This is a genomic window from Bacillus sp. THAF10, from assembly GCF_009363695.1.
Lineage (GTDB): Bacteria > Bacillota > Bacilli > Bacillales > Bacillaceae_I > Sutcliffiella_A.
The window spans coordinates 1,415,104-1,430,224 of record NZ_CP045403.1 but is presented as its reverse complement, the minus strand read 5'-3'; the positions used below and the strand labels follow the sequence as shown (position 1 = coordinate 1,430,224).

Annotated in this window: 20 protein-coding genes and 2 riboswitches; of the genes, 4 read left to right on the top strand and 16 right to left on the bottom strand. The window is 36.6% G+C overall.

What is annotated here, in order from left to right; translation table 11 throughout:
• Positions 1-12: 12 nt before the first annotated feature.
• The gene (locus tag FIU87_RS07545) at positions 13-1,533 is read right to left on the bottom strand and encodes a spore germination protein (RefSeq protein WP_253905536.1); all 1,521 of its coding nucleotides are present in this window, start codon (positions 1,531-1,533) and stop codon (positions 13-15) included.
• A gap of 346 nt (positions 1,534-1,879) precedes the next feature.
• On the bottom strand, positions 1,880-2,206 hold the full coding sequence (locus FIU87_RS07540; protein ID WP_152444014.1) for a hypothetical protein: 327 nt from the start codon (positions 2,204-2,206) through the stop codon (positions 1,880-1,882).
• A 206-nt stretch (positions 2,207-2,412) separates the two neighbouring features.
• Here FIU87_RS07540 and FIU87_RS07535 point away from each other — a divergent pair, with 206 nt between their 5' ends.
• Entirely contained in the window at positions 2,413-2,877 is a 465-nt protein-coding gene (locus FIU87_RS07535; RefSeq protein ID WP_172970991.1) for a sigma-70 family RNA polymerase sigma factor, read from the top strand.
• Between the two features lie 37 nt (positions 2,878-2,914).
• On the opposite strand, the gene FIU87_RS07530 is transcribed toward FIU87_RS07535, so the two are convergent.
• Positions 2,915-3,109 carry a hypothetical protein gene (locus FIU87_RS07530; protein ID WP_152444012.1) on the bottom strand — a complete coding sequence of 65 codons (195 nt, stop codon included), beginning with the start codon at positions 3,107-3,109 and terminating at the stop codon, positions 2,915-2,917.
• Positions 3,110-3,455: 346 nt separating this feature from the next.
• On the opposite strand from FIU87_RS07530, the gene FIU87_RS07525 reads away from it, so the two are divergent.
• Positions 3,456-3,638, top strand: coding sequence for a YkvS family protein (locus FIU87_RS07525; RefSeq protein ID WP_152444011.1), 183 nt, complete (start codon positions 3,456-3,458; stop codon positions 3,636-3,638).
• A gap of 43 nt (positions 3,639-3,681) precedes the next feature.
• On the opposite strand, the gene FIU87_RS07520 is transcribed toward FIU87_RS07525, so the two are convergent.
• The 6 genes from FIU87_RS07520 to queC all read right to left on the bottom strand — a co-directional run bounded on the left by FIU87_RS07520 (position 3,682) and on the right by queC (position 7,383).
• Positions 3,682-3,996 carry an AbrB/MazE/SpoVT family DNA-binding domain-containing protein gene (locus FIU87_RS07520; protein WP_152444010.1) on the bottom strand — a complete coding sequence of 105 codons (315 nt, stop codon included), beginning with the start codon at positions 3,994-3,996 and terminating at the stop codon, positions 3,682-3,684.
• Positions 3,997-4,240: 244 nt separating this feature from the next.
• Positions 4,241-4,906: an NAD(P)H-binding protein gene (locus FIU87_RS07515; protein WP_152444009.1), complete on the bottom strand. Its 666-nt coding sequence runs from the start codon at positions 4,904-4,906 to the stop codon at positions 4,241-4,243.
• 135 nt (positions 4,907-5,041) lie between these two features.
• On the bottom strand, positions 5,042-5,539 hold the full coding sequence (queF, locus tag FIU87_RS07510) for a preQ(1) synthase (protein ID WP_152446462.1): 498 nt from the start codon (positions 5,537-5,539) through the stop codon (positions 5,042-5,044).
• A 16-nt stretch (positions 5,540-5,555) separates the two neighbouring features.
• On the bottom strand, positions 5,556-6,275 hold the full coding sequence (gene queE / locus FIU87_RS07505; RefSeq protein ID WP_152444008.1) for a 7-carboxy-7-deazaguanine synthase QueE: 720 nt from the start codon (positions 6,273-6,275) through the stop codon (positions 5,556-5,558).
• Positions 6,272-6,715 carry a 6-carboxytetrahydropterin synthase QueD gene (queD, locus tag FIU87_RS07500; RefSeq protein ID WP_152444007.1) on the bottom strand — a complete coding sequence of 148 codons (444 nt, stop codon included), beginning with the start codon at positions 6,713-6,715 and terminating at the stop codon, positions 6,272-6,274. Before queD ends, queE begins: the two co-directional genes overlap by 4 nt.
• Positions 6,712-7,383: a 7-cyano-7-deazaguanine synthase QueC gene (gene queC, locus FIU87_RS07495; protein ID WP_152444006.1), complete on the bottom strand. Its 672-nt coding sequence runs from the start codon at positions 7,381-7,383 to the stop codon at positions 6,712-6,714. Before queC ends, queD begins: the two co-directional genes overlap by 4 nt.
• A 118-nt stretch (positions 7,384-7,501) precedes the next feature.
• A riboswitch (PreQ1 riboswitch) is annotated at positions 7,502-7,547 on the bottom strand.
• A gap of 107 nt (positions 7,548-7,654) precedes the next feature.
• Here queC and FIU87_RS07490 point away from each other — a divergent pair.
• Positions 7,655-8,989, top strand: coding sequence for a DUF2254 domain-containing protein (locus FIU87_RS07490; protein ID WP_152444005.1), 1,335 nt, complete (start codon positions 7,655-7,657; stop codon positions 8,987-8,989).
• A gap of 40 nt (positions 8,990-9,029) precedes the next feature.
• Here the strand turns inward: FIU87_RS07490 and FIU87_RS07485 are convergent, their stop codons facing one another.
• From FIU87_RS07485 to FIU87_RS21380, 3 genes are all read right to left on the bottom strand, one after another.
• A complete protein-coding gene (locus FIU87_RS07485) occupies positions 9,030-9,458 on the bottom strand; it encodes a hypothetical protein (RefSeq protein ID WP_152444004.1) in 429 nt (142 codons plus the stop codon).
• Positions 9,459-9,505: 47 nt separating this feature from the next.
• Positions 9,506-10,270, bottom strand: a complete 765-nt coding sequence (locus FIU87_RS07480; protein WP_152444003.1) for a hypothetical protein — start codon at positions 10,268-10,270, stop codon at positions 9,506-9,508.
• Between the two features lie 294 nt (positions 10,271-10,564).
• Entirely contained in the window at positions 10,565-10,678 is a 114-nt protein-coding gene (locus tag FIU87_RS21380; protein WP_253905535.1) for a DUF6254 family protein, read from the bottom strand.
• A 108-nt stretch (positions 10,679-10,786) separates the two neighbouring features.
• On the opposite strand from FIU87_RS21380, the gene FIU87_RS07475 reads away from it, so the two are divergent.
• Entirely contained in the window at positions 10,787-11,383 is a 597-nt protein-coding gene (locus FIU87_RS07475; RefSeq protein WP_216647560.1) for a CPBP family intramembrane glutamic endopeptidase, read from the top strand.
• 2 nt (positions 11,384-11,385) lie between these two features.
• Here FIU87_RS07475 and FIU87_RS07470 read toward each other — a convergent pair whose 3' ends face one another.
• The 4 genes from FIU87_RS07470 to FIU87_RS07455 all read right to left on the bottom strand — a co-directional run bounded on the left by FIU87_RS07470 (position 11,386) and on the right by FIU87_RS07455 (position 15,073).
• Positions 11,386-12,408, bottom strand: a complete 1,023-nt coding sequence (locus tag FIU87_RS07470) for a YkvI family membrane protein (protein WP_152444001.1) — start codon at positions 12,406-12,408, stop codon at positions 11,386-11,388.
• Between the two features lie 91 nt (positions 12,409-12,499).
• Complete coding sequence (locus FIU87_RS07465) at positions 12,500-13,582, bottom strand: homoserine O-acetyltransferase MetX (protein WP_152444000.1); 1,083 nt, start codon at positions 13,580-13,582, stop codon at positions 12,500-12,502.
• Between the two features lie 73 nt (positions 13,583-13,655).
• A riboswitch (SAM riboswitch) is annotated at positions 13,656-13,771 on the bottom strand.
• Between the two features lie 60 nt (positions 13,772-13,831).
• The gene (locus tag FIU87_RS07460) at positions 13,832-14,110 is read right to left on the bottom strand and encodes a hypothetical protein (RefSeq protein ID WP_152443999.1); all 279 of its coding nucleotides are present in this window, start codon (positions 14,108-14,110) and stop codon (positions 13,832-13,834) included.
• Positions 14,111-14,191: 81 nt separating this feature from the next.
• Entirely contained in the window at positions 14,192-15,073 is an 882-nt protein-coding gene (locus FIU87_RS07455; RefSeq protein WP_253905534.1) for a polysaccharide deacetylase family protein, read from the bottom strand.
• Between the last annotated feature and the right edge of the window lie 48 nt (positions 15,074-15,121).

The window sequence follows — 15,121 nt, the reverse complement described above, 5'->3', positions numbered from 1 at the left end:
TCCCTTCTGTTTTTATTCATCTATATCCTTCTTCTTCTTCAGTCTCTGCTTAGAGCCCCGAATCGGATTTTGTGTTCGCAATTGTTCTGGTCTTTCTGTTTGCATGGAAAATGGTAATCTTAACAATGCATCCTTCATATCTTTCACTCTTGGAGGATATATTGGTTCTAGATACGGACGTCCGAGAGAAGTCAGCCTTAAAAGGTGTGCTGCAAGAACACTAAAGCAAAAAACAATTCCAAGTAAGCCCCATAATTCAGCAAACAATAAAAAAGGAAAACGCAGTAATCGGATGGTGTTACCCATTTTGTAAACAGGAGTGGTAAAGGAGGCAAGCGCTGCAAGTGCAACAATAATCAAAAGAACATTACTAGTCAGTCCTGCTTCTACTGAAGCTGTCCCGATTACAATTCCTCCTACGATACCAATTGTTTGACCTACTTTTGTCGGAAGTCTTGCTCCGGCCTCTCGTAAAAGCTCAATGGTCAATTCAAGAAATACCGCCTCAAGAATTGGTGGAAGCGGAACCTCTCTCCTAGAGGAAATCAATGTGCTAAGTAAATCTTTAGGAATTAATTCATAATGGAAGCTTAAAACAGCCACATAAATTGGTGTAACTAGAATAGAAAAAGCCACCCCAAACAAACGAATTAATCTAAAAAATGAGGAGAGCCAGTAACTAATATAATAATCTTCAAAGGAGGAGAAAAATTCTACCAATGTAGTTGGGCCAATAAGTCCATGAGGTGACCCATCGACCATGATGACGACCTTCCCCTCTGCAAGGGCAGATACAACCCGGTCTGGCCTTTCTGAATCAAGCAATAATGGAAAGATGGTATTCCCATTATCTGAAATTAATTGTCCGATATAGGAGCTATCATTAATATGGTCGAACTCAACCTCATCTAGCCTTTGTCTAACCGTATTTACATTCTCCATATTGACAATTCCATCCATATACATAACAGCAATTCTTGTTCTAGACATGGTCCCTAGCTTTTTTTGTTCGATAGTAAGCATGGGAGTGCTCATTCTTCGTCTAATTAAATTTATATTGGAATCAATATTTTCAATAAACGATTCTTTCGGTCCTATAACACTAAATTCAACTTCAGGTAATGACACTGCCCTTGCTTGGACAAATTCAGATCGCACTAATAGACCCTTTTTATCATTCTCACCTAACTGAATAAAAACAAAGCCACTCAGCATCTTTTCAAGGATTTCTTTTGGATCATCGCTAATGGTCACTACTTCAATGGGTAGCAGGTTTTTAATATCTTGAATGCTTGACCACGGTATGGTGGTAATGGGCTTTAAAATGTCTCGATGTAAATAATCTGTATCAATTAACGTGTAGTAATAATTTACCCACACCTTCTTACTTCCATCATTTGTATAATCGGAGAATCTAAGAAAGTCTATCGATTTTTTCATCTGCAAAAGCAGGTCTGTCACTGTCATCTCTTCCACCTTTGTTGATGGTGAGTTTTTTCCGCCTTTAAACAATTTTTTCAATAGGTTTTTCACCGTGTCCCCCCCTTTCGTTTGACACTTATCCGAAGAAAATTCTTTCTTATTTTCCCTAGAAAGAATAGGAATATACTTCTTTGTTCTTTTGAAAAGGCTGTTTTCGCAAAGTTTGTTGCTACTGCGTATCGTTAAAACACCCGTCATCAACGTTGTTGTCGTGCTCTTTTCGTGGAGGAAATTGAAACACGTGTCAATTTTTCTTAGCTCGAAGATTGGAAAAAGTCTTAAAGCCGACTTTTTCTTAGGTTTTAGCAACAATCTTTTAGAAAAGAGCTTTTGAAAAAAATGATTCATGAAGAAAGGAATAAAAAAAAGAGCCCTCTATTAGGACTCCCCTACTCAATTATTTAAATGGTCTTCTGATAATCTCCATCACATCAAAAATGCGAATATGATAAATGTTTTTATCTAAATCCTTAATTGTCAGCTTGTTAGCCGTATAACGAAAAGATTGTATGCGCCCTGTTATTTGGATTACATCTCCTTCAAACCAGATCGACATTTTAAAAATCTCTTTTTCTAAGTACATATGTCTTAAGAGCTTTTTTATATATTTAATATCAGGTATGTTATCTGGGACCATTAAAAACCCTTGTACCGTCTGATCCTTGTCATTCTTCCAAAGGAACATAGATTGATTAGCCAATTTATTTTCTTTTTTATATTCCATCGAAAAAACCCCTTTATACGTATATTAACTGTTCTACTTAGGAGAACATTTTGCGTATGATGTATTCTACTTGAAGGTTTGCATTATTTTCCCTTAATGCAAATGAATATATGATACAAACAAACATGTGAAGATTCTTTAAAACCTTCTTATCATTAATTTACCGGTAATAAGAGAGAAGCTAGCTTTTCGTTAGGATCTGCCAATTGCAAGCACCCTTTGAAGAAATCCACCAACAATATACTCCCATGATACACCATATCATAAAAACATTGAACATCCATAGTGATAAGGAACTTTATTTTCATGAAGCATCTGTCGCTCTTTGGGAAGCCACTCTCACATTTAAATGTCATAAAGGAGCGTTTTCTTCTTATGCATATTCCTGCATGAGAGGAAAAGTACTAAATCTCCTCAAAAAAGAAATAAAAAGAAGCTCAACAGAGATTTGTACTCTGTCACTTCCTGAACAACCTATCTTTTTAACCAATGCCATGATCGAGATAAATATAAAAAATCTAACACCCAAACAAAAGATTTGGGTAATAGAATATGTAATCAACGGAAAAAAGCTGAATGAAATTGCGAAGGAAAATGAAGTGACGGTTAGCGCAGTAAAATCATGGAGAAAAGAAGCCATTAAAAAACTAAAAAAAGAAATGAAATATTGATAAAAAGTAGCGGCAGCTTTTTACCAAGCTCCGCTACTTAACTTCTTGCAGTTTGCAAATATTGATAGATAACTTCCCCACCATGTCTGGCAATTCCACGGAAATGTTTAAAATCATCTCGTTGAACGAGCACGGTACGAAACGTCATAAATTCTTCCTTACCAACTCTATATTCACTTAATTCTCCACTTCTCAATTTCTCTAATATGTCTTGTGCTAAAGCTTCATTCATTTCACTCACCCTTTCATTCTAGGCTTTATTTTATCACTAAACTTTTCTTTTGCACACCGAAAAAACCCCTTCTAAGTTAGATGGGGTTCAATGGGGGATAAGGAATAAAATGAATGGGGCAATATGAATAGCCCTGAATTATCATATGAACAACAAGGAGCATTTGTTCCTTCAATTGCTCCTTATACAAATTTGAAATTAAATGAAAATTTAAAAAATATCCCTTCAAACTATTTACGTTTTTGCAAAAATAATGCAAAATGTATGTAATACTTTTTATCCACTACTATAGAAAGGCTTGTCCTTAATTGGAACTTGCTAACAACAATTTCAAGGGGGAAGAATAATGAAAAAGGCGGAAGTAGGTAACATTATCGAGTTTCGAGAAGGGTTAAAGGGGATCGTAGAAAAAGTCAATGAAAACTCTGTAATTGTAGATCTCACGTATATGGATAATTACCGTGATCTTGAATTAGAACAAAGAACTGTGGTTAACCATAAAAATTATAAGATTGTAAAAAACCTTTAAATACAAAAGGCTGACAAGCTTTGCTTGTCAGCTCTTTTGTTTCCTAACCTGTTTGTTCATCAATAATCTCTAGAACAACAGCCGATTTCTCTTTATCCAGCATGACAGAAAAGTGAGTCTCCTCATTAATATTTAAATTTCGTCTAATTTCAATCGGGATGTTAACTTTTCCATTGTTTGACACGATGGATTCATTAAAAACATGCTCTTGTTCTATTGGTTTCATCATTAGACCTAAAGGCTGTTCCATAATCATCAAAACATCTCCATCAGTAATTTGCAGTTGGTCTCGAATAGATTTTGGAATGGTTAAATGGCCAGATTTGCGGATTCGTCTAAATTCCTTCGTTAGGCTCATAAATTACACTCCTCTATTTTTTATTCATATTCCCTGCATTTCTAAAATGAAAACGACTAAGATTTTATGATGGCTCTTTTCTAAAAGATGGTTGTTATATACTAGGGAAAAGTGGGCTTTATAACTTTTTTTCCAATTTTCAAGCCAAGGAAAATGGATATATCCACGATAAGAGCCCGACAACAACCTTCATTACGGGTATCTTAAATATTCGCAGAAGTAACAAAGGTTGCGAAAGCAGCCTTTAAGAAAAGAGCTTTTTGATTAAATCTGACTCAACGATATGAACACCATCTCTTGCATCCTTCAAAAACCTAATCATTGCTTTTGCCACTGCTTTTCCATGAACAGCTTGATATTTTCTCCACTTTCCTTTTAATACTGGATTTAACAGCCAAGCGACCTGTTCTCCAATCTTTTCACCAAATCTAAATTCCTTACGATCACCTAGCAGTAGAGATGGACGGAAAAAGTAAGTTGACCTAATTCCTATTTCTTTAACTGCAGACTCCATTTTCCCCTTCACATTATTGTAAAAAACCGAGGAGTTTTCATTTGCACCAAGGGCAGAAACAATGGCGATTCTCGTTACACCTGAAGATTTCGCCAGTTTTGCTGATTCTACCACAAGATCAAAATCCACCTTTTTAAAATTTTCTTTGGAACCTGCTTTTTTTCTTGTGGTACCGAGGGCAATAAAAACATCATCTACCTGAAAGTGATCAAGATATTGGGCTAGTTCATCAAAGGATACAACCACTTCCTTTAGTTTTGGGTGTGATTGATTTGTCGGTGTCCTAACAAAGGTCGTAAGTTGTTCGTAATCTGAATTTTCCAAAATTTCTTCCTGCAAATAGGAACCAATTAAGCCTGTTGCGCCAATTAATAGCGCCTTTCGCTTCGTATCCATCTTTTGTATCCAATCCTCTCTGTTTTTCTACCTTCTTTATACCAAAATTATCTCACATTAACAACTTTTGTGTGTTATTTTGTCAGAAAGAAGCATACAAAAAAACACAGCGTTTTGCTGTGTTTTTTTTTGTAGTTATCTGTTATCAATCGTCTCTGGATACATGTCATGATTCATTAAACGATAGTGTGCCATCTCTTCATACTTCGTTCCAGGCTTTCCATAGTTCGTGTAAGGGTCAATCGAAATTCCACCTCGAGGCGTGAATTTGCCCCAAACCTCAATATAACGTGGATCCATTAATTCGATAAGGTCGTTCATGATGATATTCATGCAATCTTCGTGAAAATCACCGTGATTTCTGAAGCTGAATAAGTAAAGCTTTAAAGATTTGCTCTCTACCATCAGTTTATCAGGAATATAACTAATATATATGGTAGCAAAGTCTGGTTGATTCGTTTTTGGACAGAGACTTGTAAACTCAGGACAATTGAATTTCACAAAATAATCACGGTTAGGATGTTTGTTTTCGAATGTTTCTAATACATCCGGTGAGTAATTGAATAAATAATTGGTGCCTTGATTTCCTAGAAGGGTTACCCCTTCTAGCTCAGAATCGTTTCTTCCTGACATCATGTTCTCTCCTTTTTTATACTCCGCGTTTATTTCCCCAGACAAGCGTATGAAGCTGAGGTAAAACACGGACATTATTCATATTTTCGTCTTTCATCACTTGTTCTATTAACCATTCATATTGACACAGTAAGGTTTTCACTAAGCTTTCATCATTTTCAGTTGTTGTATCCTCATTGCCTACCTGAACATAAAACGCAACTTCAGGGTACCGCATATGAACTTGTTTAGCGTATGCAAGATCTTCAGAATTGAAGACAACTACCTTCAATGAGGTTTTCGCCACTTCTACCTTACTGATAATATTATCAAGTATGTCAAAGTTTGTTTCCATCTTTGAGCTAGGGGGTTTGGGTGAAATCGTTAAATCATCTATCTCTAATAGCCAATCTTGCCATTTGCTTCCTTGTGTTTCTAAAGCAACCTTTATCCCCTCAAAATGTAGAATATGAATAAGCTCTGCAATATTTTTTATTAAAGCAGGATTTCCACCTGAAATGGTAACGTGGTTGAAAGCATTGCCGCCTAGCTCCTTCAATCTTTCATAAATAGCAGAAGGCGTCATCATCACAATACTCTCTTTGGCACTACCGTCCCATGTAAATGCAGAATCACACCAAGCACAGCTATAGTCACATCCGGCAGTACGAACAAACATCGTTTTTTGGCCAATGACCATCCCTTCTCCTTGGATGGTCGGACCAAAAATCTCTAATACAGGAATAGTTTTGTTCATGATGATTTCCCGCCTTTTTTTGGCCTGTAGATACAATAGCTTGTTGGCGTTTCTCTTACAAACACCTGCAAACAGGTAGGCTTAGATGGCAGCTGTTTTAAATGATTCTCAATTGTTTCCCACATTACTCTTGCCACGACTTCTGTTGTAGGAAAATAGTATGGATTATGATCATTAAAAACATCCTCATGATCATTTAACGTTGTATGGTCAAATTTATCATGCAATAGTTTTTTTAATAATTGAAAGTTTACTAAGAAACCCGCATCATCTAAATTGTCACCAGCCACCGTCACATTGACAAAATAGGTATGTCCGTGCAATTGCTTACACTTACCTGCCGCATCTGTTGGAACGTAATGTGCTGCCGCTATTTGCATATCTTTGTTTAATTCATAGTTGTAATCATGGCTTACTTGTGGGTAAATTTGCTGAATCATCTTGATTCAACTCCTTTGTTCCTAGATGTCATATAGTCATCAAGCCCCCGCTTTCTAAGCTTACAAGCGGGACATTCTCCACACCCATCTGAAATTACTCCGTTATAACACGTCAGCGTCTTTTCACGAACAAAATCAAGTGCATTCAGATTATCTGCCAACTCCCATGTTTCCGCTTTGTTTAACCACATTAAAGGAGTATGAATAACAAAAGGATAGTCCATTGAAAGGTTTAACGTAACGTTAAGTGATTTAATAAAAACGTCTCGACAATCCGGATATCCGCTGAAATCTGTTTCGCAAACTCCTGTTACAATATGCTTTGCGCCTATTTGTTTCGCAGCCACAGCAGCAAAGGACATAAAGAGTAAGTTTCTGCCGTCTACAAATGTACTCGGAAGCTCTCCCTCTTTTTCTTCTATTTCAATATCACTTCTTGTCAAAGCATTAGGAGTTAACTGTCCAAGTAAGGACATATCTAGAATCCGATGCACCACTCCTAGCTCTTTTGCAATACTTTTCGCACATTCAATTTCTAATTCATGCCGCTGTCCATAGTGAAATGTTACAGCTTCTACTTCATCAAAGCGTTCTAGTGCCCAGAGTAAACAGGTAGTGCTATCCTGTCCGCCACTAAACACCACCATTGCTTTCTCTTTTTGTTTCATTAGAATCTCTCCTTTATTACAACTATATATAAACAAAAAACGCTAACCAAAAGGATGGGCTAGCGCATAACTTAAAGAAAATAAAAAAAACTATACCCTAAGGAATATAGTTGATTGTTTGTCCTTAGTTTTTTATAGAGGGTATTCGCTAGAACCTCTCCTTGCATCCCAATTGGATGAAGATTTTATTCAATTTAACTTTGTTACTATAACATAATTCTATCACCGATTCTACAAAAAAATAAACTTTTCATCTTAAGGAAGTGCAAATATGGCAAAATCAGCACGCATGTTACGTTTAAAAACAAGCTTTTGGTATTTACCATCCTTTTATGGGCTTTTAGCATTTGGTCTGTCTGTTCTAACATTAATCCTGGATCATTTTTTATTATCATCCAATACATTGAAGGGGCTTATCCCTTCCATCTTCTTAGCAGATATAAATCTATCACAAACGATTCTAAGCTCTATTGCTTCATCATTATTGACCATGACCACCATCACTTTTTCTACCATCTTAGTTGTCCTAACCACCTATTTATCTCAATTCTCTCCTAGGGCATTGCAAAACTTCATTACAGATCATGCAACGCAAAGGGTTTTGGGGATATTCACGGGTGGCTTTATCTATAGTATTATCCTACTGCTTTTCTTAAAAGAATCACATGAGAGTCAGCTTTTTCTTGTACCTTCCTTTGCAGTAGCAATAGCGATCCTTTGTTTAATTGTATTCATCTTTTTCATCCATCATGTTACAACATGGATTCAAGTGAGTAATCTTTTACATAATATTACGATAGAAACGTTAGATAATATGAAAGAGTTGTTTGAAGATAGTGACGCTTCTATTCATGATTCGCCTTGGGACAATTGGGAAAGTGAAGAAATTATCACAAAAAAAGCTATCACAATAACGAGTAAGGAACCTGGATACATTCAATATATCGATATTGAAGCGCTTGTAAACTTGGGGTCAGAGACAGATTCCATTATCAGAGTAGAAAGACATCAGGGTGATTACATCAATGAACATACACCCGTCCTTTCTGTTTGGCCTTCTGAATCAAAAATAATGAAAGAACATTTTTTAGAGCATGTGACGGTATCATTATTTAGGGCACCACTAGAAGATGTTGAATTTGGAATTAGAAAGGTTACTGAGATTGGTGTCAGAGCCTTATCTCCAGGTATTAACGACCCAAGCACAGCCGTTCATTGTGTAGAGCAATTAGGCACGATTATTTCTAAGCTTGCTTCCATCCAAGGTCCTGCTCCATATTTTAATGACACCCACAAGAATTTACGGGTAATTGTAAAGACACCACAGTTCTTTGACTATTTGACGATTGCTTTTTCACCTGTCATTCGATATGGAAAAAATGACATTGATGTTATCTGTTCTGTTCTTAACGAGTTGAAATTTATCGCAGATCACTCACTACCCTTCAGAAAGGACGAAATTTGGAATTTCACCTTGCACATACTTGAGTCCACTAAAGAGGAAAAATACCTTACTTTAGAAACGAAAAGATTAAACGATAAATATAAAGAACTGTCTTACTCTTTAGGACGCCACAAAGAATTACTCAAGCTACTCGACTATTGATAAAGCGCAGCAAAAAACCCTTCAATTTTTTGAAGGGTTTTTATCTGTCCACAGTTCCGACTCCAAGAACAAGATTGTTCCAAAGAATATCTTCAATTTTATCCTGCTTTTCTAATGGACAATGAATCATTATAATGACATCGGCATCTGATTCTCTTTTTCTCATGCTTTTTTCACCTTTTTTAGTAAAATAATAATCAATCAGAAATCCAACAATAAACCCAAATAGCAATCCAAACAATCCCCATAGTATAGGTCCAAGATAAAAAACATAACCGTAAATTACACCAAGAAGCATAAAAATAATACCAAAAATTGCAGCCAAATCAACTAAACTTCTTCCATCTGTTCGATGCATCGAGTCAATTGTTTTCGTTTGGTATTTCACTTTATCAAGCGGAACAACTAAAATTTGGTCCTTTCTAAGACCTAGCTCTTCCAACTCTCGTAATGTAAGTTCCATTTCCATGTTATATTTAAAGGTTGCGAAAATGTACATTACTTCCCAGCTCTTTTCTATATTGGCATTTTATAATGTGGATCTTGATATTTATTCTTTAACTCTCTACCAAGGTACTTATCAATAAATTTATTCAACTCTACCGCAGTGACATAAGAGTCATAGGCAGCAAAGCAATAGATAGAAGGGATAAACAAAAACCACTGCGGAACGAGAATTTTTGTTGCCGATTGGAAATCTCCCACTAGCGTGTAATGAATGGCTGGAAAGACATTGGCTTCATATGTAATTACGAGCCACCAGGTCAATACAAATATGACAGATAAGACCCTTGTAACATATAAGTTTCCAAGGCCAGGAGTTATAAGGGACCAAACTACCGCAAGCACCGGATTTTTCTTATCAAGAACATTAATCTCAAACAAGGACGTATTGGTGATTTGATATGGAAAACCCTCATAGTATGCAAGAGAATAATGCTTGTTCAATTCAATGGTGAGACGATAGCTGTCCCAAATAGAAAACACATACATACAAATATATAAAATTATCCAATGCTCATCTAATACTGCGATTGCCTCATCAAATTTCCCTATCATCGTTAAAAAGATTGCTTCGTTTAAATGTGCAAGGTTGTTTATGATAACTTCCCAAGAAATTAGGATAAAAGCTGTCAAGTATTTGGAAAGCATGAAATGACCAAAGCCAGGAAAAGCAGCTCCCCACCAAGCGATAACAAAAGGTTTTCTGTAATGTAGCAAGCTAGTTGTATATGGGCTTACGATGGCCACATACCGCTTCTTCTCCTGGTGGTTCCCCAAAGCTACCTCCTCCTCAACCTGTAATTTCTTCCCATAGTATGCTTTTAAACACCCTTCAATATACCCAAAAAGCTTTTCCTACAAATAATGAAGGAGTTGGGTGTTCGGTATAATTTAATATGGAGGAGGTCCATGGTAAAAAGAGAGACAGAACGTTTGTGGGACAACTGCTTTAAGGTCCCTATCTTGGTTGTCGCGATTAGATGCTTTGCTCAACCAACCAAACAAAATAATTGCCCAGAAAGCTTGTTACCTAACGCTTCCTGGGCTCTCCATATTGAGATTCAATTAAGGTTATTTTCCTTTTCGATCAGCTAATTCTTCAAAGCTCTTCACTTTGCCATGCTGATTTTGGGATTCTTTTCTTACTCTTCTTTGCCTTTCCTGTTGGCTTTTTGATTGTGTCATCTTCTCGCTCCTTTCATCGTTCCCTCCTTCTTAGTATGGTCGTTTCCTGATTTGCATTTTACTGTTAAAATAAGGTTGCAAGGAGTGGAGGGAAACGTTTTGAGAAGCTTGCAATTTGTATTAATCTTTTGGATCTTAGCCTGTACAATGATTAGCTGGAGTTTTTTATCTCCTGACTATTTTTGGATATTATTTCCTTTATCTCTTTTTGTACTAGCTTGTTTTAGTATATATAAGGAGCATAAAAAGGCATTGTTTACTTTATCTAAGTCGACTTTTGTAATAGCTTTGCTTAGTGGAATTGGGATTTATCTTTTCTTCCTTTTAACTTATCTTTTCATAAAACAGGTACCTTACCCAATAATTGTGTATGTAACTGATTTGTATAATTTGGTAGGACCAAAGGAGTGGTGGCATTATGTATTACTTGTCTTTGTTATCATACCTGGTGAAGAATTGTTTTGGAGGGGATTTATCCAAAAGCAACTTAAAGAGTTGGGGCCACTGAGGAGTGTATTAATAGCTGCAGCCTTATACTCATTAGCACATGCGTGGACAGGAAATCCAATGTTAATGGCAGCAGCCTTTACAGGTGGCTCAGCATGGGGGTTTTTATTTTTAAGGACTGGATCATTATCTGTTGTGATTATATCCCATCTGGTATTTGATTTATTACTTTTAGTGCTAGTTCCATTAACATTTTGAGTTTATTTTCTTACAATTAATAACAGCAGAAATGCCATACTAACATAGCCAAAGAAGGGGTATAAATGTTCAATCAGGCTGCCATAGCCTATTTGACTAATCATATAAATGATGGTGACCAACACGAAAGTTATCAGATATTTAGATATCCCCAACATACTTTCCAACTGACGCTGCAATCCAAAGATATCGCTAACTACAGAAGTAAAGATTTCACCATATATTACGAATACATAGATGCCGAAAAAGGACAGCATTCCAAACTTCACCACTTCAGCCATCGGTATCTCAAACGTATGAAAATTTGGTAAGGATGCAATGGAAATATGACAGGAAATTAATATAAAGCACAGGATTAATCCTCCTAGAAATCCCCCACGTTTTATGACCCATTCATCCTTTGCTTCCTTTGCTAACGGAACAAGTACTGGCTGTGCCATGGCAAGATTAAAAGCAACATACATAAACGGTGCCAGCCAACCTTTCATTCCTTCTGAGACCGGCTTTAGAGTCATAAAAGTTAGACCATCCTCAAAAATTGCATGACAAGCGATGAGCAAGCTAAATAAAATCATTACAGGTACTACGATAATATTTACCCCAACAAGCCCTTTGACCCCTCCTATTACAACGGCTACTGCAAGAAACACAGTTAACAAAAGCCCAAGTTGATAGGACCAGCCAAGCTGTTCTTCAAAAACTGCTCCAGCACCAGACAACATCACAGCACCAACTGAAATTAATATTACTAGCATAAACAGATTAACAAATGCACCTGCGGATTTTCCAAATAAGTATTGATTGAATTCATTATAGGAATTAGCTTTTATTCGGCTTGCCATTAGCATCATTTTTGTTCCAAGCCATATAAATAATATCCCACTCATTAAAATCGTAATAAAACCAATCCAACCGTACTGAGTGAAAAACTGAACAATTTCTTTTCCTGTAGCGAATCCTGCACCTACGATTGTCCCTATATAAACAGCACCAATTTGACAAGCACTTAGCCAACTTCTTTTCACCGTTGCCCCACCTTCCGCCGAACTCCAAAATAAAAACCTGCTTGTCTATATATATGAAACAAGCAGGTAGGAAAGAAGGGATATCCTAAATTCAAGTATTATCTTTTTCGATGAGGTTTTTAATGGTGTCTCCCCATTTTTCAAATTCAACTAAAAAGCCATCATGTCCAAACATCGTTTCTACTTCAAGGTGGGTCGAATCCTTGTTTATAGATTGAAGGTACGCTACAGCTTTACTAACCAACGAACCCGGATAAAGCAAGTCTCCTTTAAAGGATATAAAACAAACGGTGGCTGAAATTTCTTTTAACGCATTTTTCCAGCCCTTTCGGTTGTCTCCAATATCAAATTTATCCATGGCATTTAACAATCGTAAGTAGCTATTTGCATCAAATCGACGAGAAAATTTCTGTCCTTGGTACTTTAAATAGGAGTCCACTTGAAATTCATGCTCTTGTTTTTTTTCTCTTTTAAATCGTTCATTAAAGAGTGTATCTGAACGATAGGTAACAAGACCAACCATTCTAGCAATTTCAAGCCCTTTAATCACTGCTCCTTCTTGATAATGGCCATTATCGAACTCTGGATCGTTTATGATTGCTTGCCTTCCAATTACATTATAAGCAAGGGCATAATCAGTAAAATAGGGTGTAACTGCTATTGGAACAATGATTTCAGCAAAATCAGGGTAAAGAATTCCCCATTCCAACACTTGCATACCGCCAAGGGAACCACCGATAATGGCTTTTACATTTTTCACGCCTAAAGTTATTAGTCCTTGATACTGAGCATGCACCATATCACGGATGGTAATGACAGGAAAATCACTACCATATGGTTTTCTTGTCGCAGGATTTATCGATGTAGGTCCTGTTGTTCCATTACAACCCCCGATTACATTCATCGTGATTACTTGAAATTTGTCTGTATCTACATATAGCCCTGATCCAATAAAATCTCCCCACCATCCCGGGTTATCTTGATTCCCAACTGAAACATGATTTCCTGTTAATGCATGACACACAAGAATGGTACCCAGCGTAGGAGTTCCTACTTTTTCATAAGCAATTACTACATCAGAAAGCTCTTCCCCACTTTCTGTTTTAAATTTACCGATGGAGACTGTTCTAATTTCTTTTTGAATGTCTTTTATACTCACATCATTTCCTCTCATTTCTATACATTTTTACATCACATCATACAAATAAAAAAACTCCCTTCCGATAGGAAGAGAGTTTTTTTATCTCCTCTTATCTTTCAGACATACTAGTCTGCAGGATGTAGCACCTTCTCAAGAAATTATTTTTCTTGAAGGGTTGCCGGACGTCTTCGGGCCTGTTCCCTCAGTCACTCTGGATAAGAGTTATACAATTATATTTAGACAGTGTGTTGTGTTAGCTTTTTGCAATTATAGCAATCCCCTTTAAAGAAAGTCAATACCATCTTCCTTCATTCGAAGCCACCGAAAGCCCCTGCTTTTGAATTCAGGTATTAGTTGTGATTTCTTCTTTGGAAATTCCTTTTTAGGGGATTTATGGATGAATTTCACCGAGTTTTTTATTGATTTATGTGCAAATTCAGCTTCTGCCACAATACGTTCTTCAAACTTCTCATTTGCCTTCTCTACTTTGTTTTTTGACTGACAAGCTGAAACGTTAAACAATAGAACAATGGAAAATAGACAATGAAAAATACAGGTCACGATTATTTACCTCCCAAATTTATCGTCACCTGTAGCACATTGAATATGCGCTTCTTCTTCATTTGTTACAGAACTGTAAAACTACTTTAATCTATATTCATGTAAATGAACAAATTGGAAACCTAAATTTATTAATTCTAAAACAGCTTCCTTTACACCGTCTGCGGTTTCGCTTTCAGGGTGATTCATGTGCAAAATAATAACGGAGCCTGCGGTGGCACTTTTCATGGAATCGACTACTTGTTCTTTTGAAAATGTCGCTCCTGCGTCTCCAATCACATCAAAGTTCACCACTTCCAAATGAAGATCTTCTGCAATTTTTACTGCAACATCGTCATAAAAGGCAGTTCCAGAACGATAATATTGCGGGAACTTCCCTGTCAGCTCAAAAATTTTTAACTGATTTCCCATGATTTCTTCTACAATTTCCTCTTTACTAGTAGTACTTTCTATCCCCCATGCGCTACGTCTAGAAACGGCAAGAGGTTTATGTTCGGTTCCATGATTTTGAATGGTAAACAAAGGATTTGCTGCGAGCTCTAGAAAAATGTCGCGGTTTGCATCTATCCATCTTGCATTAATAAACAAATCAGCCTTAATGTTATGTGTGATAAGGAAATGAATTAGCTCTTCGTCAAAGCCGCTGCCTGTCTCCCCGCCACAAGCATCCAGGGTAAGAGCAATTACCTTATCTTTTGTATCCAATTTTGTTTTTACACCACTAACGTATTCCGAGAATTCTGTCGGTTCTGCATACACTTGTCCAGAGACCTCATGCGCTCGCTGTGTCCATTCATTTCTTACCGTTACATTATGTTGATCTAACCAATAAAACTCTTTCCTTGCTTTACCTCTCTCTAATAAAGGTGCTTCTTCGACTATGGTTACTGCCTGATCTGTCTGTTTTGCACAACCAACTACAATCATGAAAATAATGAAAAAGATAAGGGTTTTTTTCAACAAGAAGCTTCCATCCTTTGTGTTTTTTACAAAAATATTTCTATACCAACG

Coding starts and splice junctions, on each gene's coding strand:
- queD (WP_152444007.1), bottom strand. CDS start 6,715: ATGATTCAGCAAATTTACCCACAAGTAAGCCATGATTACAACTATGAA.
- queC (WP_152444006.1), bottom strand. CDS start 7,383: ATGAAACAAAAAGAGAAAGCAATGGTGGTGTTTAGTGGCGGACAGGAT.
- FIU87_RS07530 (WP_152444012.1), bottom strand. CDS start 3,109: ATGAATGAAGCTTTAGCACAAGACATATTAGAGAAATTGAGAAGTGGA.
- FIU87_RS07515 (WP_152444009.1), bottom strand. CDS start 4,906: ATGGATACGAAGCGAAAGGCGCTATTAATTGGCGCAACAGGCTTAATT.
- FIU87_RS07465 (WP_152444000.1), bottom strand. CDS start 13,582: ATGAGAGGAAATGATGTGAGTATAAAAGACATTCAAAAAGAAATTAGA.
- queE (WP_152444008.1), bottom strand. CDS start 6,275: ATGAACAAAACTATTCCTGTATTAGAGATTTTTGGTCCGACCATCCAA.
- FIU87_RS07525 (WP_152444011.1), top strand. CDS start 3,456: ATGAAAAAGGCGGAAGTAGGTAACATTATCGAGTTTCGAGAAGGGTTA.
- FIU87_RS21380 (WP_253905535.1), bottom strand. CDS start 10,678: ATGACACAATCAAAAAGCCAACAGGAAAGGCAAAGAAGAGTAAGAAAA.
- FIU87_RS07485 (WP_152444004.1), bottom strand. CDS start 9,458: ATGGAAATGGAACTTACATTACGAGAGTTGGAAGAGCTAGGTCTTAGA.
- FIU87_RS07490 (WP_152444005.1), top strand. CDS start 7,655: ATGGCAAAATCAGCACGCATGTTACGTTTAAAAACAAGCTTTTGGTAT.
- FIU87_RS07540 (WP_152444014.1), bottom strand. CDS start 2,206: ATGGAATATAAAAAAGAAAATAAATTGGCTAATCAATCTATGTTCCTT.
- FIU87_RS07520 (WP_152444010.1), bottom strand. CDS start 3,996: ATGAGCCTAACGAAGGAATTTAGACGAATCCGCAAATCTGGCCATTTA.
- queF (WP_152446462.1), bottom strand. CDS start 5,539: ATGTCAGGAAGAAACGATTCTGAGCTAGAAGGGGTAACCCTTCTAGGA.